21 protein-coding genes are annotated in these 20,580 nt (G+C 74.5%); 8 read left to right on the forward strand and 13 right to left on the reverse strand.

All coding sequences use genetic code 11. The features are described 5' to 3' along the window. Positions 1-81: 81 nt before the first annotated feature. Positions 82-1,479 carry an FAD-dependent oxidoreductase gene (locus tag BLR33_RS11285; RefSeq protein WP_093784195.1) on the reverse strand — a complete coding sequence of 466 codons (1,398 nt, stop codon included), beginning with the start codon at positions 1,477-1,479 and terminating at the stop codon, positions 82-84. A 186-nt stretch (positions 1,480-1,665) separates the two neighbouring features. Between BLR33_RS11285 and BLR33_RS11290 the strand changes: the two genes are divergently transcribed. After that, the gene (locus BLR33_RS11290) at positions 1,666-2,016 is read left to right on the forward strand and encodes an ArsR/SmtB family transcription factor (protein WP_093784196.1); all 351 of its coding nucleotides are present in this window, start codon (positions 1,666-1,668) and stop codon (positions 2,014-2,016) included. A 163-nt stretch (positions 2,017-2,179) separates the two neighbouring features. Here BLR33_RS11290 and BLR33_RS11295 read toward each other — a convergent pair whose 3' ends face one another. Further along, the gene (locus BLR33_RS11295) at positions 2,180-2,587 is read right to left on the reverse strand and encodes an arsenate reductase ArsC (RefSeq protein ID WP_093784197.1); all 408 of its coding nucleotides are present in this window, start codon (positions 2,585-2,587) and stop codon (positions 2,180-2,182) included. Between the two features lie 110 nt (positions 2,588-2,697). Between BLR33_RS11295 and BLR33_RS11300 the strand changes: the two genes are divergently transcribed. Next, a complete protein-coding gene (locus tag BLR33_RS11300; protein WP_093784198.1) occupies positions 2,698-3,012 on the forward strand; it encodes an ArsR/SmtB family transcription factor in 315 nt (104 codons plus the stop codon). A gap of 98 nt (positions 3,013-3,110) precedes the next feature. Here the strand turns inward: BLR33_RS11300 and BLR33_RS11305 are convergent, their stop codons facing one another. Both BLR33_RS11305 and BLR33_RS11310 read right to left on the reverse strand, forming a co-directional pair. Continuing rightward, entirely contained in the window at positions 3,111-3,947 is an 837-nt protein-coding gene (locus BLR33_RS11305) for an AraC family transcriptional regulator (RefSeq protein WP_093784199.1), read from the reverse strand. After that, positions 3,944-4,570 (reverse strand): TetR/AcrR family transcriptional regulator, encoded by a 627-nt coding sequence (locus tag BLR33_RS11310; RefSeq protein ID WP_093784200.1) that lies wholly within the window; start codon positions 4,568-4,570, stop codon positions 3,944-3,946. Before BLR33_RS11310 ends, BLR33_RS11305 begins: the two co-directional genes overlap by 4 nt. 121 nt (positions 4,571-4,691) lie before the next feature. Between BLR33_RS11310 and BLR33_RS11315 the strand changes: the two genes are divergently transcribed. Beyond that, positions 4,692-5,654 carry a zinc-binding dehydrogenase gene (locus tag BLR33_RS11315; RefSeq protein ID WP_093784201.1) on the forward strand — a complete coding sequence of 321 codons (963 nt, stop codon included), beginning with the start codon at positions 4,692-4,694 and terminating at the stop codon, positions 5,652-5,654. 286 nt (positions 5,655-5,940) lie between these two features. Here the strand turns inward: BLR33_RS11315 and BLR33_RS11320 are convergent, their stop codons facing one another. Further along, on the reverse strand, positions 5,941-7,173 hold the full coding sequence (locus tag BLR33_RS11320) for a glycosyltransferase (RefSeq protein WP_093784202.1): 1,233 nt from the start codon (positions 7,171-7,173) through the stop codon (positions 5,941-5,943). Positions 7,174-7,353: 180 nt separating this feature from the next. After that, the gene (locus tag BLR33_RS11325) at positions 7,354-8,277 is read right to left on the reverse strand and encodes an alpha/beta hydrolase (protein WP_093784203.1); all 924 of its coding nucleotides are present in this window, start codon (positions 8,275-8,277) and stop codon (positions 7,354-7,356) included. 143 nt (positions 8,278-8,420) lie between these two features. Here BLR33_RS11325 and BLR33_RS11330 point away from each other — a divergent pair, with 143 nt between their 5' ends. Then, the gene (locus BLR33_RS11330) at positions 8,421-9,320 is read left to right on the forward strand and encodes a helix-turn-helix domain-containing protein (protein ID WP_093784204.1); all 900 of its coding nucleotides are present in this window, start codon (positions 8,421-8,423) and stop codon (positions 9,318-9,320) included. Between the two features lie 61 nt (positions 9,321-9,381). Here BLR33_RS11330 and BLR33_RS11335 read toward each other — a convergent pair whose 3' ends face one another. The 3 genes from BLR33_RS11335 to BLR33_RS11345 all read right to left on the reverse strand — a co-directional run bounded on the left by BLR33_RS11335 (position 9,382) and on the right by BLR33_RS11345 (position 12,591). Continuing rightward, positions 9,382-10,410 carry a hypothetical protein gene (locus tag BLR33_RS11335; RefSeq protein WP_093784205.1) on the reverse strand — a complete coding sequence of 343 codons (1,029 nt, stop codon included), beginning with the start codon at positions 10,408-10,410 and terminating at the stop codon, positions 9,382-9,384. A 194-nt stretch (positions 10,411-10,604) separates the two neighbouring features. Beyond that, complete coding sequence (locus tag BLR33_RS11340; RefSeq protein WP_093784206.1) at positions 10,605-11,399, reverse strand: LysM peptidoglycan-binding domain-containing protein; 795 nt, start codon at positions 11,397-11,399, stop codon at positions 10,605-10,607. A 541-nt stretch (positions 11,400-11,940) separates the two neighbouring features. Beyond that, positions 11,941-12,591, reverse strand: a complete 651-nt coding sequence (locus BLR33_RS11345) for a TetR family transcriptional regulator (protein ID WP_107408870.1) — start codon at positions 12,589-12,591, stop codon at positions 11,941-11,943. Positions 12,592-12,690: 99 nt separating this feature from the next. Between BLR33_RS11345 and BLR33_RS11350 the strand changes: the two genes are divergently transcribed. Further along, positions 12,691-13,671: a quinone oxidoreductase family protein gene (locus tag BLR33_RS11350; RefSeq protein ID WP_093784207.1), complete on the forward strand. Its 981-nt coding sequence runs from the start codon at positions 12,691-12,693 to the stop codon at positions 13,669-13,671. Here the strand turns inward: BLR33_RS11350 and BLR33_RS11355 are convergent. Then, complete coding sequence (locus BLR33_RS11355; RefSeq protein ID WP_093784208.1) at positions 13,661-14,284, reverse strand: C39 family peptidase; 624 nt, start codon at positions 14,282-14,284, stop codon at positions 13,661-13,663. The genes BLR33_RS11350 and BLR33_RS11355 overlap by 11 nt on opposite strands. A gap of 136 nt (positions 14,285-14,420) precedes the next feature. On the opposite strand from BLR33_RS11355, the gene BLR33_RS11360 reads away from it, so the two are divergent. Further along, positions 14,421-14,912, forward strand: coding sequence for a GNAT family N-acetyltransferase (locus BLR33_RS11360; RefSeq protein WP_093784209.1), 492 nt, complete (start codon positions 14,421-14,423; stop codon positions 14,910-14,912). Positions 14,913-14,920: 8 nt separating this feature from the next. Here BLR33_RS11360 and BLR33_RS36920 read toward each other — a convergent pair whose 3' ends face one another. Beyond that, positions 14,921-15,817 carry a pentapeptide repeat-containing protein gene (locus BLR33_RS36920; RefSeq protein ID WP_093784210.1) on the reverse strand — a complete coding sequence of 299 codons (897 nt, stop codon included), beginning with the start codon at positions 15,815-15,817 and terminating at the stop codon, positions 14,921-14,923. Between the two features lie 866 nt (positions 15,818-16,683). On the opposite strand from BLR33_RS36920, the gene BLR33_RS11370 reads away from it, so the two are divergent. Next, on the forward strand, positions 16,684-17,340 hold the full coding sequence (locus BLR33_RS11370; protein ID WP_143031677.1) for a phosphatase PAP2 family protein: 657 nt from the start codon (positions 16,684-16,686) through the stop codon (positions 17,338-17,340). A 477-nt stretch (positions 17,341-17,817) separates the two neighbouring features. Here the strand turns inward: BLR33_RS11370 and BLR33_RS11375 are convergent, their stop codons facing one another. Continuing rightward, positions 17,818-18,063 (reverse strand): type B 50S ribosomal protein L31, encoded by a 246-nt coding sequence (locus tag BLR33_RS11375; RefSeq protein ID WP_093784212.1) that lies wholly within the window; start codon positions 18,061-18,063, stop codon positions 17,818-17,820. Between the two features lie 59 nt (positions 18,064-18,122). Further along, positions 18,123-18,287: a 50S ribosomal protein L33 gene (rpmG, locus tag BLR33_RS11380; protein WP_093784319.1), complete on the reverse strand. Its 165-nt coding sequence runs from the start codon at positions 18,285-18,287 to the stop codon at positions 18,123-18,125. A gap of 337 nt (positions 18,288-18,624) precedes the next feature. Between rpmG and BLR33_RS11385 the strand changes: the two genes are divergently transcribed. Then, positions 18,625-20,529, forward strand: coding sequence for an acyltransferase family protein (locus tag BLR33_RS11385; protein WP_176930222.1), 1,905 nt, complete (start codon positions 18,625-18,627; stop codon positions 20,527-20,529). Positions 20,530-20,580: the final 51 nt, after the last annotated feature.

Here is a 20,580-nt window from a genome sequence, read left to right on the forward strand (position 1 = left end):
CCCCGCACCAACGCCCCTCGGTCAGGGCTCAAGTGCCGTCGCTCGAGAGCAGGTTGGAACGCTACCCCCGAGCACCGCCGCTCAGCAACCGCCGCCCGCCGTCGACGGCACGCCGAAGCCGATCTGCAGGGTCGCGGGCGCCGCGCAGCAACCGCCACCCGCGCCCTCCTCGCCGTAGAGCCCGGCCCCACCGCAGACGCCCGTCTCCGGCAGGGTCAACTCGACTCGCTCCGCCGCCTCTTGGTCGCCCGCGATCGACGCCGCGATCGAGCGGACCTGCTCGTATCCGGTGAGGGCGAGGAAGGTCGGGGCGCGGCCGTAGCTCTTCATCCCGGCGAGGTGGAAGCCCTGTTCGGGGTGGGAGAGTTCGCGGACTCCGTGCGGGGAAACGGTGCCGCACGAGTGCTGGTTGGGGTCGATCAGCGGGGCGAGGGCCAGGGGTGCCTGCAGACGCTCGTCGAGGGCAAGCCGTAGTTCGGCGAGGAAGGACAGGTCAGGGCGGAGGCCGGTGAGGACCACGACCTCGTCGACGGGGTCCAGCCGGCGGCCGTCCTCCGCGACCAGCACGAGGCGGTCGCCCTCGCGCTCGACCGCGACCGTGCGGAAGGCGGTTGCGGCCTCGACATGGCCACTGTCCACGGCCGCCTTCGCCCGCAGCCCGAGGGCTCCGCGCGCGGGCAGCTCGTCCGCCTCGCCGCCGCCGAAGGTGCTCCCGCCGATCCCGCGGCGCAGGACCCACACGGTGTGCGTGCCGCGCTCCTGCCCGGCCAGTTCCGCGAAGGAGGACAGCGCGGTGAAGGCGGACGCGCCCGAGCCCACCACGGCGATCCGCTTCCCGGCGTAACGGGCCCTGGTCGCCGGGTCGTCGAGGTCCGGCACGCGGTACGAGACGCGGTCGGCCGCCGCGCGTTCACCGAGGGCAGGCAGGCCGTCGGCGCCGAGCGGGGCCGGTAGCGACCAGGTGCCCGAGGCGTCGATCACCGCGCGGGCCAGGAGCCGTTGCTCCGCGCCGCCGGCCGACTCGACGTGGACGGTGAAGGGTTGCCGCTCCCGGTCGGCGTCCACCACGCGGTCCCGTCCGCTGCGCGAGACGCCCGTGACGCGCGAGCCGTAGCGCACCCGGGCGCCGAGCGCGTCCGCGAGGGGCTGGAGGTAGGCGCGGACCCAGTCGGCGCCGGTGGGGTACGCCGAACCGTCGGGCCGGACCCATCCCGTGGGGGCGAGCAGCTTCTCGGCCGCGGGGTCGGTCAGCTCGGACCAGGGCGAGAAGAGGCGTACGTGACCCCACTCGCGCACGGCCGCCCCGGCGGCGGCACCGGCCTCCAGCACCACCACGTCCTCACCGCGCTCCACCAGGTGGGCGGCCGCTGCAAGACCGACAGGTCCCGCCCCGATCACGACGGTGGGCGGCTCGGCGAGCAGTTCGCTCGACGGCTGGGTCGACGGCTCGGTTCGCAGCTCGGCGGCATCCGCGTCCATCACGGTTTCCCCTCGGGTCGATGCTTGATTCGACGTTCATCGATGTGCCCTCAGGCCAGCATGGCACCAAGGACAAGGAAGGGCAACTTCGAGAATCATCTATACAAGCTGATCAGCGATCCGGTAGGCGATCACCCGGCCAGAGGGCTTTTGGCGTTCCTCGCGGCCCGGTGCCAACATAGACGCATGTCGAAGCTGCGGGAGCCGGCCCGGTCACCGGTCGAGGCATGCTGCACGCCCCTGGTCGGCCAGGAGCTCTCCGTCGAGCAGTCGGAGCTGATGGCGGCGATGTTCAAGGCGCTCGGCGACCCGGTGCGGCTGCGGCTCTTCTCGAAGATCGCCTCGCATCCGGACGGCGAGGCGTGCGTCTGCGACATCTCCGACGTCGGCGTCTCCCAGCCCACCGTCAGTCACCACCTCAAGCGCCTCCGCGAGGCCGGCCTTCTCACCTCCGAGCGCCGCGGCACGTGGGTCTACTACCGCGTGACCCCTTCGGCGCTGGGGGCGATGTCCGGGATGCTGAGCGCCGACGCGTAAAGCGCGGGCCCAAGACAGCAAGCCGCAAACCGTACGGCCCAAGTCGCAGCGTCGGGGCGCTGCTTCGACCCCGCGGCCACGGCGGCAGTCACCCCCGTACCGCCCGTCCCCCGCACCGCCCTGTCCCCCGACCCGCGGCAACCGGTCACCGTTCCCGCGTGCCTCACGACGCCGGTGCGATCTCCGCGACGAGCCCCTCGACCAGGGTCTTGATCTCGTCCCGGATCGGCCGCACCGCCTCGACGCCCTGGCCTGCCGGGTCGTCCAACTGCCAGTCCAGGTAGCGCTTTCCGGGGAAGACGGGGCACGTGTCGCCGCAGCCCATCGTGACGCATACGTCCGACTCGCGGACCGCGTCCGCCGTCAGGATCTTCGGGGTCTCGGCGGAGATGTCGATGCCCACCTCGCGCATCGCCTCGACCACCGCGGGGTTGACCTCGTCCGCCGGGGTGGAGCCCGCGGAACGGACCTCGACCCGGTCGCCGGCCAGGCGGGTCAGCCAGGCGGCGGCCATCTGGGACCGGCCGGCGTTGTGAACGCAGACGAACAGCACGGACGGCTTGTCGGGCATGGGCGGGTCTCTTCCGTTCGGATGGTGCGGCGGCTTCCGGACGGCGCAGCAGGCCCGTGAGCTTCGGGAACCGATGCCATCAGCCGCCACTGATGTGACGGTATCAGCCCATGATGACGTCAGCCGACCCTGACCTGATGCGCGTCCTCGCGGACCCGCTCAGGATGCGGATCGTGACCCTGCTCGCCCAGGAGACCCTGTGCACCACGCACCTGGTCGAGGAGACCGGCGCCCGGCAGACCAACCTCTCCAACCACCTCCGCGTGCTGCGGGAGGCGGGAGTCGTCGACACCGAACCCTGCGGCCGCTTCACGTACTACCGGCTGCGCCCCGAGGTCATCGGCAACCTGGCCGGCCGGTTCGCCGAACTCGCCGCCACCGCGCGCGCAACGGCCGCCGTCGACCGCAAGAGGTCCTGCCCCTGACCCCCGCCGCACCGCGCGCGACCGACCGGAACGAGGACGCCGGGCGCCTCCCTCGCCGGACGCCGCGACCCGCGAATCCGCAGGCGGCGTCGCTCTGCTCACGCGGTCCGGCGCGCCCGGCGGTAGGCGCCCGGAGGAACGCCGACGATCCGGCGGAAGTGCCGGGTCAGGTGTGCCTGGTCGACGAATCCGACGGCCACGGCCACGGCCGCGGGCGGCTCACCGGCGTCGAGCAGGCCGCGGGCGGTCCGCACCCGGTGCTGTGTAAGCCAGGCGTGCGGTGGCAGCCCGTAGGCGGCGCGGAAGGCCCGCAGCAGCGGGAACGGCCTGGTGCCGACCGCCGCGGCCAGCTCTTCCAGTGCCGGCGGCTGCGTGAGCCGCGCCGCGAGGAGGTCCCGGGCCGCACGCGCGGCCTCCCGCCCCGCCTGCGGCGCGGTCCTTGTGAATCTTTGCGAGGAGTGCAGGCGCACCGCCCGGGCGAGCGCGAGGCGGAGGAAGGTCCCGGCGGCCAGCGCCTGGTCGCGCTCGGCGGACCGGTGGGTCCGCACGATGAGCCCGACCAGTTCGGGGTCCGCCACGACGGCCGCGGCGAACCCCGGTGTGCCCGGCGCCGCCCCGATTTCCGCGGCGACGGCCGCGACCTGGTCCGCCCCCGGGTACAGCACGCGGTAGCTCCACCCGCCGGCCACCCCGGCGTGACCGGTGTGCACACGGTCCGGTTCCACCAGCGCGACGCTGCCGGCCGGGGCGACCTCCAGCCCGCCCCGGTAGTGGAACGCCTCCACCCCGCCGGTGATGGCCGCCAGCACGTAGCCGTCGTGGGTGTGCTTCCCGAAGGTGTGGCCGATGTAGCGCGCCCGCAGCAGGTCCACGCCGGGCAGTGCGGCGGGCTGCCAGAAGTGCGCGGTCTCGGTCTGCGGCCGCGTCGGGCTCATGATCCGGCCAGGTGGAGGCGGGGGGCCGGGGGCATCGGGGCGCTCGGGGCCGGGGCCGCGCGGAACGCCTCGATCGCGTAGGCGGCGAAGCGGCGGGAGGCGGTGAGCCGCGCGGCGGGCGGCGCGTCCTGGACGCCGCGGTGGGCCATCAGCATCAGGACCAGGTCGTCCACGACGAAGCCGGGGCGCAGCCGGCCGGTCCCCTGGGCGCGGCGGGCCAGTTCGGCGACGGCGCGCAGGGTCCGCTGCCGGTCGGCCGCGAAGTCCATGGCCCCGGGGTGGGCCGCCATGAAGGCGTCGGCGAACCCGCGGCTGTGCGCGTGCAGTTCGCAGATCCGCTCGATCAGGCCGCAGAAGCCCTGCCAGGCGTCGGGCTCGGCGAGGGCGTCGCGGACGGCGGCGTGGCAGGCCCGCCGCTGCTCGGCGAAGGTCTCCGCGATCAGGTCCGGCTTGGTCGGGAAGTGCCGGTAGAGGGTGGCGGGGCCGACTCCCGCGTGGCGGGCGACCTCGCGCATGGGCGCGGCCAGGCCCTCCTCGCCGAACACCGTGCGGGCGGCGGCCAGGATGCGGGCCCGGTTGTCGCGGGCGTCGGCGCGCGCGGTCCGAGGCAAACGGTCGGTCATCGCCTCTCACTTTAGCCAACCGGACGGGGGCGTCCGCTACGTTCCGGGGGCGGTGGCGCCACCCGGTGGGCGCCACCGAGGCACTGGGGCGGCCGCGGCCGCGCCCGAGGGAGGAGCCCAGGTGAAAGCCGTTGTGATCAGGTCGTTCGGGAGCCCGGACGGTCTTGAGGTCGTGGACGCCGCCGCGCCCGCGCCCGGGCCGGGGCAGGTGCTGATCGCCGTGGAGGCGATCGGGGTGGGCGGCGTGGACGCCGTGATCCGCCGGGGGACGCTGGCCGGCTACGGCTTCCGGGAGGGGCATCTGCTGGGCAGCGAGGTCGCCGGGAGCGTCACCGCGGTGGGAGACGGTGTGGACCCCATGTGGCTGGGGCGGCGGGTGTGGGCGTTCACCGGGCTGTCCGGCGGGTACGCCGAGCAGGCCGTCGCCTCGGTCGGGGAAATCCTGGCACTGCCGGAGGGACTGAGCGGCGCCGCCGCGGTGACGCTGGGCGGCTCCGGAGTGGCCGCCCACTTCGCCCTGCACCGCGCACGGGCGGCACCGGGCGAGGCGGTGCTCGTGCGGGGCGCGGCGGGCAGCCTCGGCATCGCCGCGGTCCAACTCGCCGCCAGGGCGGGGGCGGGCGCGGTGGCGGTCACCACCTCCTCGGCGGAACGCGGGGCCCGCCTGCGGGAGTTGGGCGCGACCCACGTCCTGGACCGCTCAGGATCGGGCGGCCCGGACGCGCCTTCGGGCTACGACGTGGTGTTCGACGTCGTAGGCGGCCCGCAACTCCTCGACTACCTGGACCGGTTGAACCCGAGCGGGCGGTACGTTGCCGTGGGCGTCGTCGGCGGGCAGCCGCCTGCGGACTTCGGGATGCGGCTGATGACCGCCTTCCGCAAGTCGCTGTCGTTCGCCACCTTCAGTTCCGACGCGGTGCCCCTCGCCGACCGGCAGGCCGTACGCGCCGCGCAGTTCGCCGAGGCCGCCCGCGGCGACCTGCGGACCGTCGTGCACGAGGTGCTGCCGCTGACGCAGGCCGCGCGGGCGCACCGGGCCATGGACGCGGGCGAGGTGTTCGGCAGGATCGTCCTGACACCGTGAGCCCAGGTAACGCGTCCGGGTCCACCTCCACATCCCCCCTCCCCCTCCCCCTCCCCCTCCCCCTCCACCTCCACCTCCGGGTCCGGGTCCGGGTCCGGGTCCGCAAGAGCGAGCCAAAGGCCGGGACTTGTCGAAACGGGCCCCGGGACGGGGATGCGCACAACAGAGCCTGGGACCGGGACGGGTGAGACCGAGCCCGTGCCCGGGTCCACGACAGCCACCCGGCTCCGAGGCTCCGTGAAAGCGGCCCCTCGCGCCACCCAACCGCCCCGCGACCGCGGCCGGTTCACGTACGGACGGACGTACCGCCCTTACCCGCCTCCTCGATGAGCAGCTTCGCGGCCACCGCGGCCCCGTCGGTGCGGACGGTGCCCGCCACCACCGCGGCCCGTGCCCGCACCACAGGGCTCAGAGCCGAACCGAGCACGGCGGCAAGGGAGTCGGCGGTCGGCGTCCGGCGGTCGTGGGCCGCTCCGATGCCCAACTCGGCGACGCGGGCCGCCCAGTACGGCTGGTCGGCGATCAGGGGGACCACCGCCTGGGGCGCCCCCGCGCGGGCCGCGGCTGTCGTGGTGCCCGCGCCGCCGTGGTGCACGACGGCGGCCACCCGGCGGAAGAGGGCCTGCTGGTTCACCTCGCCGACGGCGAAGCAGTCAGCCGCGTCGTCGATCGGGGCCAACTCGGCCCAGCCGCGGGCGAGGACCACACGGCGCCCGTGCGCGCGGGCGGCTTCGACGGCGGTGCGCGCGATGCCGTCCGGGGCGTACGCGGCCATGCTGCCGAAGCCCACGTACACCGGCGGCTCGCCGGCGTCCAGGAACGCCTCCAGCCCTTCGGGCAGCGGGCGTTCGTCGGGCAGCAGCCAGGCGCCGGTCTGCACGACGTCGAGGTCGGTCATGCCCTGCGCCGGGCACAGCGTCGCGTCGGCCGCGAGCCAGGGGCGCTCGGTGAGGACGTGGTCGCGGACGCCTGAGACCGGGGGCAGGCCGATCGCCGCCCGGTGGCTGTTGAGGGCGTCGCCGTACAGCGCGTCGACCCGGTCGGCGTCCTGCTTCCACAGCGTGCGGTTGTCGGTCTCGCCCTCCGGGGAGGGGGTTCCCGGCCGGGCGCCCGGGCGGGAGTGCCGCGAGGGCAGTCCGAGGGTGTGGAAGCAGGCCAGTACGTAGGGGATGCCCAGCTTCTCGGCCACGTCGCGGGCCCCGGCCGGCATCAGGCCGGTGGCGAGCAGCACGTCGCAGTCCGCGGCGGCCGGGGTCAGTGTGTCGAACCGCGCGGCCACCAGCGCCGGGGCGAGCCGGAAGGCGTCCTGCGCGGTCGGCCGCTTCCCGACGACCACCGAGCGCACGGGCGGTCCGAGCGGCACCGACTCCACCCCGGCGCGGGCCAGCAGCTCCACGAACTCCTCGTCGGGCGGGGCGCACACCCGCGCCTGCGCCCCCGCCTCCCGCAGCGCCACCGCCAGCCCGGCCAGCGGCTCGACGTCCCCGCGCGATCCCCACGTCGTCAGCAGCACACGCACCCTACGGCTCCCTCTCGTTCCCCGTCCCGAGCCGCCGATTGTGCGCCTCCACGGGGGCCTTGCCGCAAGGCCCCCGGTGCGCTATAGGTTGAGAGTGGCAAGGAGTTCCCTCTCCTTGCCTTTCGTGTTTTCCACCCGCGGGTGACGCTCCCCCTGGTCGGTGCCGCCGATTCCCCGCCGCTAGGCGGCCGTTCGGGTCGCGGTCAGGTGGCGGGTGAAGAACGGGACGAGGGCGGCCACCGTTTCGGGGACGCGGCGGTCGTAGAGGTCCACGTGGGTGGCCCCCTCGATGCGGTGGAGTTCCTTGGGCCCGCGGGCCTGCTCGATCGCCCGCTCGGACATCCACGCCGTGACCGCCTCGGTGCCGACGACCATGAGCAGCGGGCGCGGGGCGAGCAGGCCGACGAGGTGAAAGGCGTCGAAGTTCACGATCCGGTCGACGCTGGTGAGGGTGAACTCCTTGGCGGAGCGCGGGTGCCCGCCGCGGTCGGTGCAGTAGTACTCCCAGCCGTCGAAGACGTGCTGTCCGCCCGCGCGGGCCTCCTCCTCGGTGGCGGGGAAGATCGGCACCATCCGGACGGGTTCCCCGGCGGCCTCGGCGGTACGGGCGGCGGCGGCCGCGTCGAGCGCGCCCTGGATGAGCGCGGGGTCCTGGCGGCCGTCCGCGCCGAGCCGGTTCGCCAGGGCGATGTCCACCGCGCTGACGGTGGCGACCGCGCGGACGCGGTGGTCGGTGACGGCGGCGGGGACCACGTAGCCGCCCGAGGCGCAGATGCCGAGCGCCCCGATCCGCTCGGGGTCGATGCCGGGGTGGGTGGCGAGGAAGGAGACGGCGTTCTTGATGTCCTCGACCCGCTGGGCGGGGTCCTCGACGCCGCGCGGGGTGCCGCCGCTCTCGCCCTGGTAGGCGGCGTCGAAGGCCAGAGCCGCGAAACCCGCGTCGGCGAGGTGCCGGGCGTGGACGCCGGCGGTCTGCTCCTTGACGCCGCTGCCGGGGTGGCCGACGACGATCGCGGGCAGCGGCCCGGCCGCGGCGGTGTCGGGAAGGTACAGGTGGCCGGCGAGGGGGATCCCGGCGCTGGTGAAGGTCACATCGGTTCGCATGCCCTCCACCCTGCGCGCGGGCGGCGCCGCCCGGCAGAGGCCGGTTCGTTCCTGGGAGGCCGCGTGCCGGGGAAGGTTTTCTCCCCCTCACCTACGGCGGTCCGGCCCCCCGCGGACCCCTCGCGCGAGGGACACTGGCAGGTATGCGCGATCCGGCCTCCAGCAGCGACCCCGGCAACGGCCCCCGCTCGTCCCGTGCCGAGCTCGGCGCCTTCCTCAAGGCGCGCCGCGCCGAGCTGACCCCGGCGGCGGTCGGCCTCGACGACGACGGGACCGTCCGGCGGGTCCCCGGGCTGCGCCGCGAGGAGGTCGCGCGCCTGGCGACGATCAGCGTCGACTACTACACCCGCATCGAGCAGGGCCGCCTCCAGGCGTCCGGCACCGTGCTCGCCTCGCTCGGCCGGGCGCTGCGGCTGGACGAGGGGCAGCGGGCCTACCTGCACGAACTCGCCGGGAAGGCGCCCGCCACCCGCCGTCGCCCCGCCGTGCACCGCCTGCCGCCCTCGGCGCAGCGGATGCTGGACGCCCTGGGCCACTGCCCCGCGATGATCTTCGGCCGCTACAACGACATCCTCGCCTGGAACGCCGCGGCCGCCGCCCTCTACCAGGACTTCGGCCGGCTGGCCCCGGCCGAGCGCAACTACACGCGGCTGCTGTTCCTCGACCCGGCCAGTCGCAGCCTCTTCCCCGATTGGGAGGAGGCCGGGCGGGTCAGCGCGGCCCGCCTGCGCAGGGAGACCGCGGGCCACCCGGACGACCGGCGGCTGGCCGCCCTCGTCGGCGAACTGACCGCGCGCAGCCCGGAGTTCCGCGCGTGGTGGGACGGCCGGATCGTGTCGGAGGCGAGCCGGGGCCGCAAGCGCTTCCGGCACCCCGTCGTCGGGCCGCTGACCCTCGACTGCGACACCTGGACCGCCCCGGACGACCCCGACCTCACCTTCGTGGTGCTCACCGCCGAGCCCGGCAGCCCCGAGGACAACGCGCTGCGCATCCTCGCCTCCTGGGGCGCGGACCCGTCACGCACGGCGGACGCCAGGAGCTGAGGCCACTCCTCGGGCGCACGGCCGCGTCGCGTACGGGCCTCCTCGTCGTTCGCCGCTGCGGTCAGCCGGCCGTGCCGGCCCTTCCCCCGTAGAAGTCGGCCACCGCGTGGAAGGAGCGCTTCGGCTGCCACGGGAAGCCGGGTCGGGTGGCCGCGCCGGGCTCACCGTGAGTGGCGACGAGGCCGTATCCGGCGAGGTCGAGGTCCATGCGGGGCAGAGTGCTGCGGGTCAGGGTCGGGGTGGCGAAGGTGAAGACGAAGGTGCCGTCGACGCCGGCCGACTCCAGGATGCCGAGCATGTCGACCAGTTCGCCCGCCTGGAGGGCTTCGTCGCGGACGTAGTCGCCGCCGAGCCGCAGCCCGGGCGGCGTGCGGGTCTGCTCCACGATCATGAAGCCGCGGGCGCCGCGGTCCTCGGCGCCGCGATAGGCGCACAGGCCGACCTCGGTGACGGCGACCGGCTTGCCGAGAGCGAGGCGCGGTGCGAGCGACTCGCCGTAGACCGCGCGGTTCTGCCGGCCCCGGTAGTAGTCGATGCCGACGATGTCGAAGATGCTCCAGTCGACGTCCTCGATCGGCAGGGAGGCGTAGGTGAGCGGCCCGCCGAAGACCTCGCGCACGGCGTCGGCGGTCTCGTGGAGGAAGGCGTTGAGCGGCTTGTTGTGGGTGCCGAGGGCCTTGAGCCGCAGCAGGCTCAACGGGTTGCGGATGCGGTGCATGAAGTCGCGGCCCTTCATGATCCCGGTCATGAACAGGGTCAGCTCGCAGCCGGTGACGAAGACCAGGTCGGGGCCGGCGCCGCGCAACTGCTCGGCGCGGCGGGCGCATTCGACGAGGTGGTCGCGGGTCTGCGCGGGCGGGTGGTCGAGCAGGTGGGGCGAGAGCCAGACCTCCAGTCCGAGGTCGAGCGCGTGCTGGGCGGCGGTGGCCAGCCGCTCGGGAGCGGTGCCGGAGATCCGGACGGCGTTGCAGTGCAGTTCATCCCTGATCACCGTCAACTCCCGCCGGGTGAGCGCCGGATCGAAGTCCGGCCGGGAGTGGTGGCTGCCGAACTCGATGCCCACGTCGTAGTTGATCCCTCGCCAGCGCATGGCCGCCCCCCGATCGATGTCTGTCAGCCCAGACTGACAGATTCAGCGCCGTCAGTCCAGGCTGACAGCACCGGAGGGTGCGGGCGCCACAAGAGGCCGCGGAGGCAGGGAAAAGGGCTCCCCGACCGCGCAACTGCGGTACGGGGAGCCCTCGGTGCTCCGTGCGGTGGAATTCCGCGGCCGAAGTGGGCGGCCTAGTAAGGGCCGTTGACGTTGTCGATCGAACCGTACACGTGGTAGGCGTAATTGCACGCGGCGGTGATGTTCGCGACCGGGTCGTAGATGTTCTCCGACGTACCCGCGACGTGATAGGCGTCGAAAGTCGGCTGGATCACCTGGAGCAGGCCGATGGAGGGGGTGCCGGCGGCGGCGTTGGAGTCCCAGAGGTTGATGGCGTTCGGGTTTCCGGAGGACTCCCGCATGATGTTGCGGTAAATGCCGTTGTAGGTACCCGGAATGCCGTCCTGGGCCATGATCGCGAGCGAGTGCTTGATCCAGCCGTCGAGGTCGTCGGTGTAGGTCGCGGTGCTGGTGGTCACGGCGGCCTGGGTGGCGGTGGTCGCCGAGGACTTCGTGGTGGCGGAGGCGGTGGACGCGCTCGCCGTCGAGGACGACGAGGACGCCGTGGCCGAGCCGGGGCGCGCGTGGTGCCAGGTCGGCAGCTTGAGCACCTGGCCCGGGTGGATGATGTACGGGCTCTCGATGCGGTTGAGGTGGGCGATGGCGCGCCACCCGGCCCGCACCTGCTGGGAGCGGGCGATGTGGATGAGCGTGTCGCCGGGCTTCACGGTGTACGTGCGCGGCGACTTCGCGGCCGTGGTGGTGTGCGGCGTGGTGCCGGCGGAGGCGGTGGCGGTCTCGGGGGCGGCGGCGTGCGCCGTGCCGGAGAGCGCCGCGCAGGAAAGCGCGGCGAAGGTGCCGACGACAAGGGCGCCGCGCGCCGAGCGCAGACGGGTGGTGGCCGGGCGTTTGAAAGCGTGCTTGGGCATGGTGCGGACCTCGTTCTCGGATTTCTTTGTCCGCAGTCGCCGATCCCCCATGTCAATCAGTTCCGCCGTTCTCCAACGGTGCGCTGCGGCGAGCACATTGTTAGCAGCAGGGAATTCGGCCGACAATCCACCGATATCCGAAGCTGCTTAGTAGAAAGCGGCCGCGTGGGCCCGATCGGGCCGGTGACGCAGGCGGAGCCGCGTCGGTTCCCGGAACTAAGCACCTTCGTAGGTGATTTAGGTCCTATGATGTGCATCACGTCGGTGCGGGGAAAAGGCCGGGCGTTCCGGGAATACGTGCGGACGATATAGCGTAGCCAATCATCGGTGTGCACGATAAGTAATGCGATGTCCGCTTAATTGCTGCTGATACGGCTATTGGTTGCGTATCCCCGTAAAACGGACGCGAGCGGCAGGGCTGAGCCCGGCCCCCGAGGCCCGATCAGGCGGCACCGGGCAACGTCGGACCAGGTCGGCCAGGGCGGGCGAGGGCGGACCAGCCGGACCGGCCCGAAAGAGGCTCGGACCGGCCCGGCGCAGCTCAGGCCAGCTCGGGCGAGGTCAGGCCGAGGGCGAAGGCGGTCAGGGAGCGCTCCAGGCGGGGGCCGAAGTCAAGGGCGACGTGACCCCAGCGCGGCACCTGCTCGTAGAGGGCGGCCAGGCTCGGAGTGGGGTGCGAGACCTGCCAGAAGCCCGCGGCCAGGATGATCGCCGTCGCCAGCAGACTCGTGACCTGCTCGGCCGTCAATGTGCTCGACTGCTCCAGGGCGGCCACGATCTCGTCGTGCGCGGCGAAGGCGTTCGTCTTGTAGCGGCGGGCCCGCTCCATGTCGACGTCGCCTTCGAGGCTGAGCGGCACATGGGTCATGAGGTCGCAGAAGACCGGCAGGGCGATGAGCGTGCGGCTCACCACCCGCGCGGTCTGCGCGGGGCCGAGCCCGCTGCGGCCGGCCACCTCGGCGGCGACCGCGTCCCGCCACCGGTACCAGCCGCGCTCGGCCAGCTCCAGCAGCAGTTCCTCCTTGCTGGCGTAGTAGCGCCGCACGCCGGTGCGGTGCAGGCCGGCCCGCTCGGTGACCGGCGCCAGCGTGACGTACCGGACGCCGCCGAGTTCGCGGGCCAGCTCCTCGGCCGCGTTCAGCAGGTCCTCCGAGCGGCGCGTCTTGTCCTCGACCGAGCGGGCCCTCTGCATGCCCGCAATCCTAACGCACCCGAAGATGCGCTAACGCGCCCGCGGTGGTACGTTCGGCGTAACGCATCACGAGGTGCGTTAACGACGAAGGGACCCCTCATGAAGGCCGTACAGGCCGGCCGCTTCGGCGCGCCGGATGTCCTGGTGCCCGTCGAGCTGGCCAACCCCGAGCCCGGCCCGGGCCAGGTCGTGATCGACGTCACCCATGCGAGCGTCGGCCTCATCGACGCCTATCTGCGGCAGGGGCTGTTCAAGGACGTGCCCGGGCTGGCGCGGCCGCCCTACGTCCCCGGCCTCGAGGTGGCCGGCACCGTGCGCGCGCTCGGCGAGGGCGTCACCTCGCTCGCCGTCGGGGAACACGTGGTGGCCCTGTCCACCGACGGGACCGGCGGCTACGCCTCCGTCTACGTCGGCGACCAGGCGCGCGTCATCTCCACTGAGGGGCACGGCATCGACCCGGCGCTCGCCGTCGCCGTCGTCCCCAACGCGATCATGGCGCACGCCGCCCTCACCGGCGCGGTCCGCATGGCGGCGGGCGAGAGCGTCCTGGTCCACGGGGCCCTGGGCGCCTTCGCGGCCGCCTTCCCCGGCATCGCACGGCAGCTCGGCGCGTCACGGGTGGTCGGCACGGTCCGCTCGTCCCGGATGGCGGCGGCCGCCGCGACGAAGCTGCCGTACGACGCCGTCGTGGACTCCGCCGAGCTGCCCGGTGCCCTCGGCGGCGAGACGTTCGATGTCATCGTCGACCCCGTGGGCGGCCTCGTCCGCGAGCAGAGCCTCGACCTGCTCGCCCCCTTCGGGCGGCTGCTGCTGGTCGGCAACGCCAGCGGCGACTGGAGCCACCGGCTCGACGGCAACCGCGTCTGGCAGGCCAACGCGACCGTCACCGGCTTCAACGCCGGCGGTTACATCCCCGCCCGCCCCGAGGCCGTCGCCCCCGGCGCGGCCGCCGCCCTCCAGGCTGTGGCGGCGGGGCTGGCCGACGTCGAGGTCGAACTGCTCCCGCTGGAGCAGGCGGCGATGGCGCACGAGCGGATGGAGAACCACACGGCCCGCGGCCGCCTCGTTCTCACCCCGTGACCGCCGCCCGGCGCAGCGCGATGCCGCGCTCGGCGTAGAAGTCCGCGAAGCGCCCGGCGGGCAGGCGCGCGGTGCGGGCGGCCGGGGTGTGGCCGGAGGGGTTGCGGAAGAGGATGTCGCCGCCGTCGTGGGCGGTGGCCAGGACGAGGTGGCCGCCGCCGCGGCCGGGCGCGGGGCCGTCCGGGCGGCGGATCTCCTTGTGCACGGAGGCCATCACCAGGCTGCCGCGGTCGAGTTCGGCGAGCAGGCCGGCGACGGGCAGGTGGCGGTGCACGGTGGCGTCCAGGCCGAGTTCGGCGCGGACGTAGGCGGCGAAAGGGTCGTAGATCAGGCCGTGGATCTCGCCGTCGGCGTCCACGGTGTAGGCGCCGTGCTTGCGGCAGCCGGCCAGCAGGTCGAACAGGGCGGGCGTTCGGCCGTCGAGGTGGTGCAGGGCCGTCGCCAGGCAGGCGACACCGCACATGTGCCGGCACCAGGTCGCGTACTCGGCCTGGTCCGGGGCGCCCGAGCCGGGCCAGTTCGGGTCGTCGCCGGCGTCGTGGCCGCCGTAGACGATGGCCTCGATGAGGTCGGGGCTGGCGAACTGCGTATAGGTCGGGGTGGGCTCGGGCACGTGCGGTGGTGTCCCTTCGGGGGGCGGTGGAGCGCGACCATCATGGCATCCGGGGCCGCGGGGCGCGTGCGGCGGTGGCCGCGGCGGGCCCAAAAGCGGTGGCCGGCGGCCGCGGGGCTCGGCTACAGAAAGGGGCATGACGTTTTGGACCTTCGGCCCCGAGCCTTTCGACACCGCCGACGCCACCGCGCTGCGCCGCGCCTACTACGCCGAGGTGGCCGGGCGGTACTGGAAGCGGCCGGCGACGGCGGAGGAGGTCGACGGCGGGCTGCGCGGTGACGGGGTGGAGCAACTCGCCCCGCCCACGGGCGCGTTCGTCGTCGGCCGCCGGGCCGGTACGGCGGCCGCGTGCGGGGGTGTCCTGCTGCTCGACGCCGAACGGGCCGAACTCACCCGGGTGTTCGTCCGCCCCGCCCACCGCCGCACCGGCGGCGCCCCCTTGCTGCTCGCCGCCCTCGAGGACGCCGCCCGCGCGCTCGGCGCCCGCCGCATGGTCCTCAACACCCGCCTCGACCTGACCGAGGCCCGCGCGCTGTACGCCGGCTGCGGCTACCGGGAGATACCGGCCTACTGCACGGGCCCGTACATGGAGGTCTGGTACGGCAAGGAGCTGGCGCCCGCCGGGTGAGGGCGGATCTACCGGGTCCAGTGCGCGGGCCGGCCGCGGTGCGGCGGCAGCAGCGTCGTGGAGTCGCCGCGGGCGGCGGTGAGTTGGGGCCGGGTGAGGAAGAGGGCACCGGTCAGGTCGGCGCCGCGCAGGTCCGCGTCCCGCAGGTCGGCACCGATGAGGTCGGCCGAGCGCAGGTCCGCGCCGCGCAGATCGGCCGCCACGAGCAGCGCGCCGCGCAGGCTCGCCCCGCGCAGGTCGGCGCCCTTCAGGCGGGCGCCCATCAGGTCCGCGCCGCGGTGGTTCCGCCGGCGTCCGCCCGGTACAGCGGCGGCCCGGGCCAGTTCGCTCGCCTCCAGCAGCAGCGGGTTGACGGCGCCGCGCACGGTGTCGGGGTCCACGGCGGCCAGCGTGTCCGGGTCGCTCCTCGTCAGCTCCTCGGTCTCCCGCAGCGCACGGCGCAGCCCCGCGTGAACGGGCCGGGCCGCGGGCAGTTCCAGGGCCTCGCGCACGTAGCTCATCAGCTCGTGCAGCGCGCGCATCACGCGGAACACCTCGCCCATGCGGCGCGCGGTGCCGGGGTACGTACGCCAGTCCCGGCCGCCGAAGGTGACCTGCGAGACCTTCTGTCCCGCCCCGAAGCAGTCGAACACGGTGCAGCCGCGGTACCCGTCGGCGCGCAGCCGCGCGTGGATCCCGCAGCCGAAGTCCGCCCCCAGGTGCGGGCAGGGCTGCCCGGCTGCCTTGTCCGCGGCGAAGTCCGCGGAGGCGGTGAAGGGGAGGACGACGCAGCAGAGCCCGAAGCAGTTGCCGCAGTCGGCGGCGAACGGGTCCCCACCGGTTTCTCTTACGGGGGTGCCACCGTTTTCCCCTACGGGGGCGCCATCGCGGGGAACGGTGTCCCGAGACTCACTCACGCCGCCCATTCTGGCGCGGCGTCCCACCGGGGGCGCGGCGGGGGCGGCTACCCGCCGCAGGGGTTCTTTTGGGCCGCCGGGTTCCGCGGGCGCGGGGCGAGGGCGGCGGCCCGCCGCAGGGGTTCCCATACGCGGCCGGGTACCGCGAGCGCGGTGGCTGGGCGCGCAGTTCCCCGCGCCCCTTGCGGGAACCCGGGTGCCCCATCCAGCCCGATCCCGGCCGCAGGCCGGTCGGCGGCAGCGGCCACCCGCCGCAGGGGTTCCTGTACGCCGCCGGGCTCCCGACCGTCGTGGCTGGGCGCGCCGTTCCCCGCGCCCCTCGCGGCAACCCATCTGCCCCACACGGACCGATCCCGGCCACGAGGCCGGTCGGCGGCAGCGGCTACCCGCCGCGGGGGTTCCCGTACGCCGCCGGGCTCCCGACCGTCGTGGCTGGGCGCGCCGTTCCCCGCGCCCCCTCGGGGGCGCGTCTGCCCCGCACAGCCCCATCCCGACCGCAGGCCGGTCGGCGGGCAGCGGCCACCCGCCGCAAGGGTTCCCGTACACCGCCGGGATTCGGACCGCCGTGGCCGGTCGCGCAGTTCCCCGCGCTCCTTGTGGGAACCCATCTGTCCTACACGGACCGATACGGGGTGCGGGGTGGGCGGTGCGGGCGGCGCAGGGGGTTTCGTGCTCCGGCGGCGGGGTCGGGTGGGGGCGAAGGGCGGTTTTCGGGTGGGGGAACGGTAGGGTCCGGGTTAACGTCTACAGGGTTGTAGACGGACGGTGGTGGAAGGAGGGCGGTGGGGGTGGTGGTTCGGTCAATGAGCGGGAAGGGGGCCGCGCATGTGGGCGTCGTGGCCCGGTGGTGGCCGCGCCCAGGTGTCGCGAGGGGAGTGCATGCCTGGCCGTTGTGGTCCGCCGCGCTGTTCACCCTTGCCGCGTTCGCGTTTGTCGGGCTCGCGTGGGCCGTGGACGAGGGCGGCGGCACCGTCTGGCCGGATCGCGAGGTACTCGACTGGGTGACCGCGCACCGCGGGGGCGGGGTGGACGCCGCGGCGCGGTTCATGACGACGACCGGCACCGGGCCGCTCCCGTACGCCGCCGCGATGCTCGCCGGGTGGACCGCCTGCCCACGGCCGGCCTCCGCCCGCAAGGAGGCGCTGGCCGCGACGGCCGCCGTCGCCGTACTCGTCACCGGTCAGGGCCTCCGCATCCTCGCCACCGACGCGCTCGCCCGGCCCCGCCCGCCGGTCTCCGCATGGGCGACGGGCGCGGCCGACTACTCCTTCCCTTCCGGGCACGCCACGACCGCCGCGCTCGCCGCGGGTCTGCTCGGCTGGGCCGCCGTACGCAGCGGGGCCCCACGGGCCGCGGTCGCCACGGGCCTCGCCGTGTGCGGCTTCTGGGTACTGGCTGTCGGCGCCGGCCGCGTCGTCCTCGGCGTCCACTGGCCCACCGACATCCTCGGCTCCTGGCTCCTCGCAGCCGCCTGGCTCGCCCTCACCCTGCCCGCCCTCTCCACCCTCACCACCCACCCCACCAAGCAATAGCCCGCCGCCTTCACCGGACCAGACCCCCGAAGCCCCGCGCGAACCGCGCCCCCACCCCAGCGGACGGCACCCCGGCCCCGCACGAGAACCCCTGCGGCGGGTTGCCGCTGCTGCCGGCCGGCATGCCGTCGGGATCGGGCTGTGCGGGGCAGATGGGTTGCCGTTGGGGGCGCGCGGGAACTGCGCGCCCGGCCACCGCGGACCGGAGCCCGGCCGCACACAGGAACCCCCGCGGGCAGGTGGCCCCCTGCCCGCCCACCGGCCTGCGGCCGGGATCCGCCCGCGTAGGGCAGACACGCCCCCGAAGGGGCGCGGGGAACTGCGCGACCAGCCACAGCAGACCGAAACCCGGCCGCACACAGGAACCCCCGCGGCGGGAGCCGCACCCGCACCGCCCACGCGGAACCCCCTTGCACAAAAAAGCCCGCAGCAGGGGTGCCTGCTGCGGGCTCTTGGCTTACGGGGCCGTGCGGGGGATCAGCCGCGGCCGTAGCGGCGGCGGAAGCGCTCGACGCGGCCGGCCGTGTCGAGTTCACGGGAGCGGCCCGTGTAAAACGGGTGGCTCGCCGAGGAGACCTCCACGTCGATGACGGGGTAGGTGCGGCCGTCCTCCCAGACCACCGTCTTGTCGCTCGACGCGGTGGAGCGGGTGAGGAAGGCCGAGCCGCCCGCCTTGTCGCGGAAGACGACGGGACGGGTCTCGGGGTGGATGCCGTGCTTCATGGGAGGACGTCCTCTCGTTGTCGCCGGATCGGGTGCGTGCCGGGGCGCGTACGCCGCGGTCAGCGCTCCTCGCGGAAGATCACGTGGCGGCGCGCCACGGGGTCGAACTTGCGCAGTTCGAGCCGGTCGGGGTCGTTGCGCCGGTTCTTGCGGGTCACGTAGGTGTGCCCGGTCCCTGCGGTGGAGCGGAGCTTCACCACCGGACGCAGTTCGCTGCTGGCCATCGCGGCCACCCCTCTCTCGTCAGCTCACGTAACGGTTATCATGTGCACCCTCGTCAACGGCACGGCTCCCCCGCGCATTCCCGCCCGGCCCGGTGGATCCCACGACCCGGCCGAGCCGGGCGGTCGTCACACCGCGCACCCGAGTCGCCACTGAACACACCCGACCCCCGCCTCTGATGCAGCGTCAGACATGCGGGTGATTTTCAGATGATCCGTTAACTCACTCGGCCCCTTCCCCCGCGTCGCCCCGCGCGCCCCCGCACACCCCCTTCCTACGGTGTGGTTGTCCAGCGCGCCCACAGGACGACTCGCCGACAGGGACAACAGGAGGCCACGCGTGCCCGAACCGGATCGCACCGACGGGACGGCGGCGGGGCCGGCCGTACCCGGCAGGGCCCGGCTCGCCGGGCTGGACGGGCTGCGCGCGCTCGCCGTCGCGGCGGTGATCACGTACCACGTCGACGCCCGCTGGCTGCCCGGCGGCTACGTCGGCGTGGACGTCTTCTTCGGCATCAGCGGCTTCCTCATCACCCACCTGCTGCTCGCCGAGCACGCCCGCACCGGCCGGATCGCGCTCGGCGGCTTCTGGCGCCGCAGGGCCGTACGGCTGCTGCCCGAGCTGCTGCTGGTGCTGCTGGCCTGCGCGGTGGCCGCCCGCCTCACCGCCGGCGACGGCACCGGCATCGGCGACGGGCTGCGCGGGGACGCGCTGGCCTGCCTGGCGTTCGTCAACAACTGGTGGCAGATCCACGAGGGCGCCGACTACTTCCACCACCTGGGCACTCCCCCGCTGCTGCAGCACCTGTGGTCGCTCAGCGTCGAGGAGCAGTTCTACCTGGTCTGGCCGCTGGTGCTGGCCGCGTGCCTGGCCGCCGGGCGCGGCAAGCGCTGGGTGCGCGGCCTGCTGGGCGCCGCGGCCGCGGCGGGCGCGGCCGCCTCGCTGTGGCGCATGCACGAGCTGGCGCACGGCGCCTCGGGCGTGTCGCGGGCCTACTTCGGCACCGACTCCCACAGCGGCGCCCTGCTGACCGGGTGCGCGACCGCACTGCTGCTGCCGGCTCTGCGCAAAGCCGCCGCCCTGCTGCCCGGCCGCGGCGTCATGGCGGCACGGGCCGCGCTGGTGGTGCTCGCCGTCCTCGCGGTGGGCGGCTTCGGGGACGCGGCGATGTACGGGTGGGGGTTTTCCGCCCTCGCACTCGCCACGGCGGTGGTGTGCACCGCGTGCGCGCTCGGCGCGCCGCCGCGGCTGCTGGAGCGGTCGGTGCCGAGGGTGCTGGGCCGCCACTCCTACGGGCTCTACCTGTGGCACTGGCCGCTGGTGGTGGCGGGCAACGCGCTGTGGCCCACCGCGGGCGCGCCGGTGCGGGCCGTGGAGATCCTGGCGCCGCTGCCGCTCGCGGTGGCCGGGCGGCGCCTGGTGCAGCGGCCGGTGGCGGGCCTGGTCCGGCGGCCGCGCCCGGCGACAGGACGGCCGCGCTCGGCGGTGCCGATCGCCACGGTGGCGGGCCTGGCCGCGGTCGCCGCGCTGGTGGTCAGCCCGGTGTCGGCGCCCAGCGCGCTGCAGAACCAGCTGCGGGCCGCGGCCAGGTACGAGGCCGCGCTGTCCCACGACGACGGCCGCGCGCCTGCGGGCCGCTCCGGCACCGGCCACGCGGCCCCGCCCGGCCCCTCGGCAGGGGCATCCGCGCAGCCCGGAGCCTCCGCGCCCGCGGCGACCGCGTCTGCGGCCCCGCCGGCGGACGGCGGCGGCGAGGCGAAGGCCGACGGCAGCGACGTGACGATGATCGGCGACTCGATCAGCCTCGGCTCCGCGCCCGACCTGCACCGCGTACTGCCCGGCATCGACCTGCACGCCGAGGTCGGCCGGATGATGGAGGACGCGCCCGGCATCTGCGCGCAGCTCCTCGCCCGGCACGAGCTGCGCGGCACCGTGGTGCTGGCGCTCGGCACCAACGCCGAGTTCGGCGCGGACGTGCTCGACCACATCCGCTCGGTGATCGGGCAGCGGCGGATGGTGCTGATGACCGTGCGCGGGCCCTTCTCCTGGCAGGACACGGTGAACAACGTCGTCCTGGACTACCGCCACGACCACCCGCAGGTGCTGGTGGACGACTGGTACGACACCATCCAGGCGCACCAGGACCTGCTGTGGATCGACCACGTCCACCCCCGCGGCGGCGCCGGCACCGCGCTCTTCGCGGCCAGTGTCGCCGACACCCTCGCGGCGGACCCGCGGTCCTGAGCGGCGGGAAAACCGGGTGCCCGCGCCGGGCCGGCGCGGGCACCATGATCC

The organism is Actinacidiphila guanduensis (genome assembly GCF_900103985.1).
GTDB classification, from domain to species: Bacteria; Actinomycetota; Actinomycetes; order Streptomycetales; family Streptomycetaceae; genus Actinacidiphila; species Actinacidiphila guanduensis.

What these genes read in the sequence shown, in the direction of transcription:
- BLR33_RS11350 (WP_093784207.1), top strand. Translation starts at nt 12,691, where the DNA reads ATGAAGGCCGTACAGGCCGGCCGCTTCGGCGCGCCGGATGTCCTGGTG.
- BLR33_RS11305 (WP_093784199.1), bottom strand. Translation starts at nt 3,947, where the DNA reads ATGAGCCCGACGCGGCCGCAGACCGAGACCGCGCACTTCTGGCAGCCC.
- BLR33_RS11325 (WP_093784203.1), bottom strand. Translation starts at nt 8,277, where the DNA reads ATGCGAACCGATGTGACCTTCACCAGCGCCGGGATCCCCCTCGCCGGC.
- BLR33_RS11300 (WP_093784198.1), top strand. Translation starts at nt 2,698, where the DNA reads ATGATGACGTCAGCCGACCCTGACCTGATGCGCGTCCTCGCGGACCCG.
- BLR33_RS11375 (WP_093784212.1), bottom strand. Translation starts at nt 18,063, where the DNA reads ATGAAGCACGGCATCCACCCCGAGACCCGTCCCGTCGTCTTCCGCGAC.
- BLR33_RS11310 (WP_093784200.1), bottom strand. Translation starts at nt 4,570, where the DNA reads ATGACCGACCGTTTGCCTCGGACCGCGCGCGCCGACGCCCGCGACAAC.
- rpmG (WP_093784319.1), bottom strand. Translation starts at nt 18,287, where the DNA reads ATGGCCAGCAGCGAACTGCGTCCGGTGGTGAAGCTCCGCTCCACCGCA.
- BLR33_RS11335 (WP_093784205.1), bottom strand. Translation starts at nt 10,410, where the DNA reads ATGCGCTGGCGAGGGATCAACTACGACGTGGGCATCGAGTTCGGCAGC.
- BLR33_RS11330 (WP_093784204.1), top strand. Translation starts at nt 8,421, where the DNA reads ATGCGCGATCCGGCCTCCAGCAGCGACCCCGGCAACGGCCCCCGCTCG.
- BLR33_RS11285 (WP_093784195.1), bottom strand. Translation starts at nt 1,479, where the DNA reads ATGGACGCGGATGCCGCCGAGCTGCGAACCGAGCCGTCGACCCAGCCG.
- BLR33_RS11340 (WP_093784206.1), bottom strand. Translation starts at nt 11,399, where the DNA reads ATGCCCAAGCACGCTTTCAAACGCCCGGCCACCACCCGTCTGCGCTCG.
- BLR33_RS11360 (WP_093784209.1), top strand. Translation starts at nt 14,421, where the DNA reads ATGACGTTTTGGACCTTCGGCCCCGAGCCTTTCGACACCGCCGACGCC.
- BLR33_RS36920 (WP_093784210.1), bottom strand. Translation starts at nt 15,817, where the DNA reads ATGGGCGGCGTGAGTGAGTCTCGGGACACCGTTCCCCGCGATGGCGCC.
- BLR33_RS11345 (WP_107408870.1), bottom strand. Translation starts at nt 12,591, where the DNA reads ATGCAGAGGGCCCGCTCGGTCGAGGACAAGACGCGCCGCTCGGAGGAC.
- BLR33_RS11295 (WP_093784197.1), bottom strand. Translation starts at nt 2,587, where the DNA reads ATGCCCGACAAGCCGTCCGTGCTGTTCGTCTGCGTTCACAACGCCGGC.
- BLR33_RS11290 (WP_093784196.1), top strand. Translation starts at nt 1,666, where the DNA reads ATGTCGAAGCTGCGGGAGCCGGCCCGGTCACCGGTCGAGGCATGCTGC.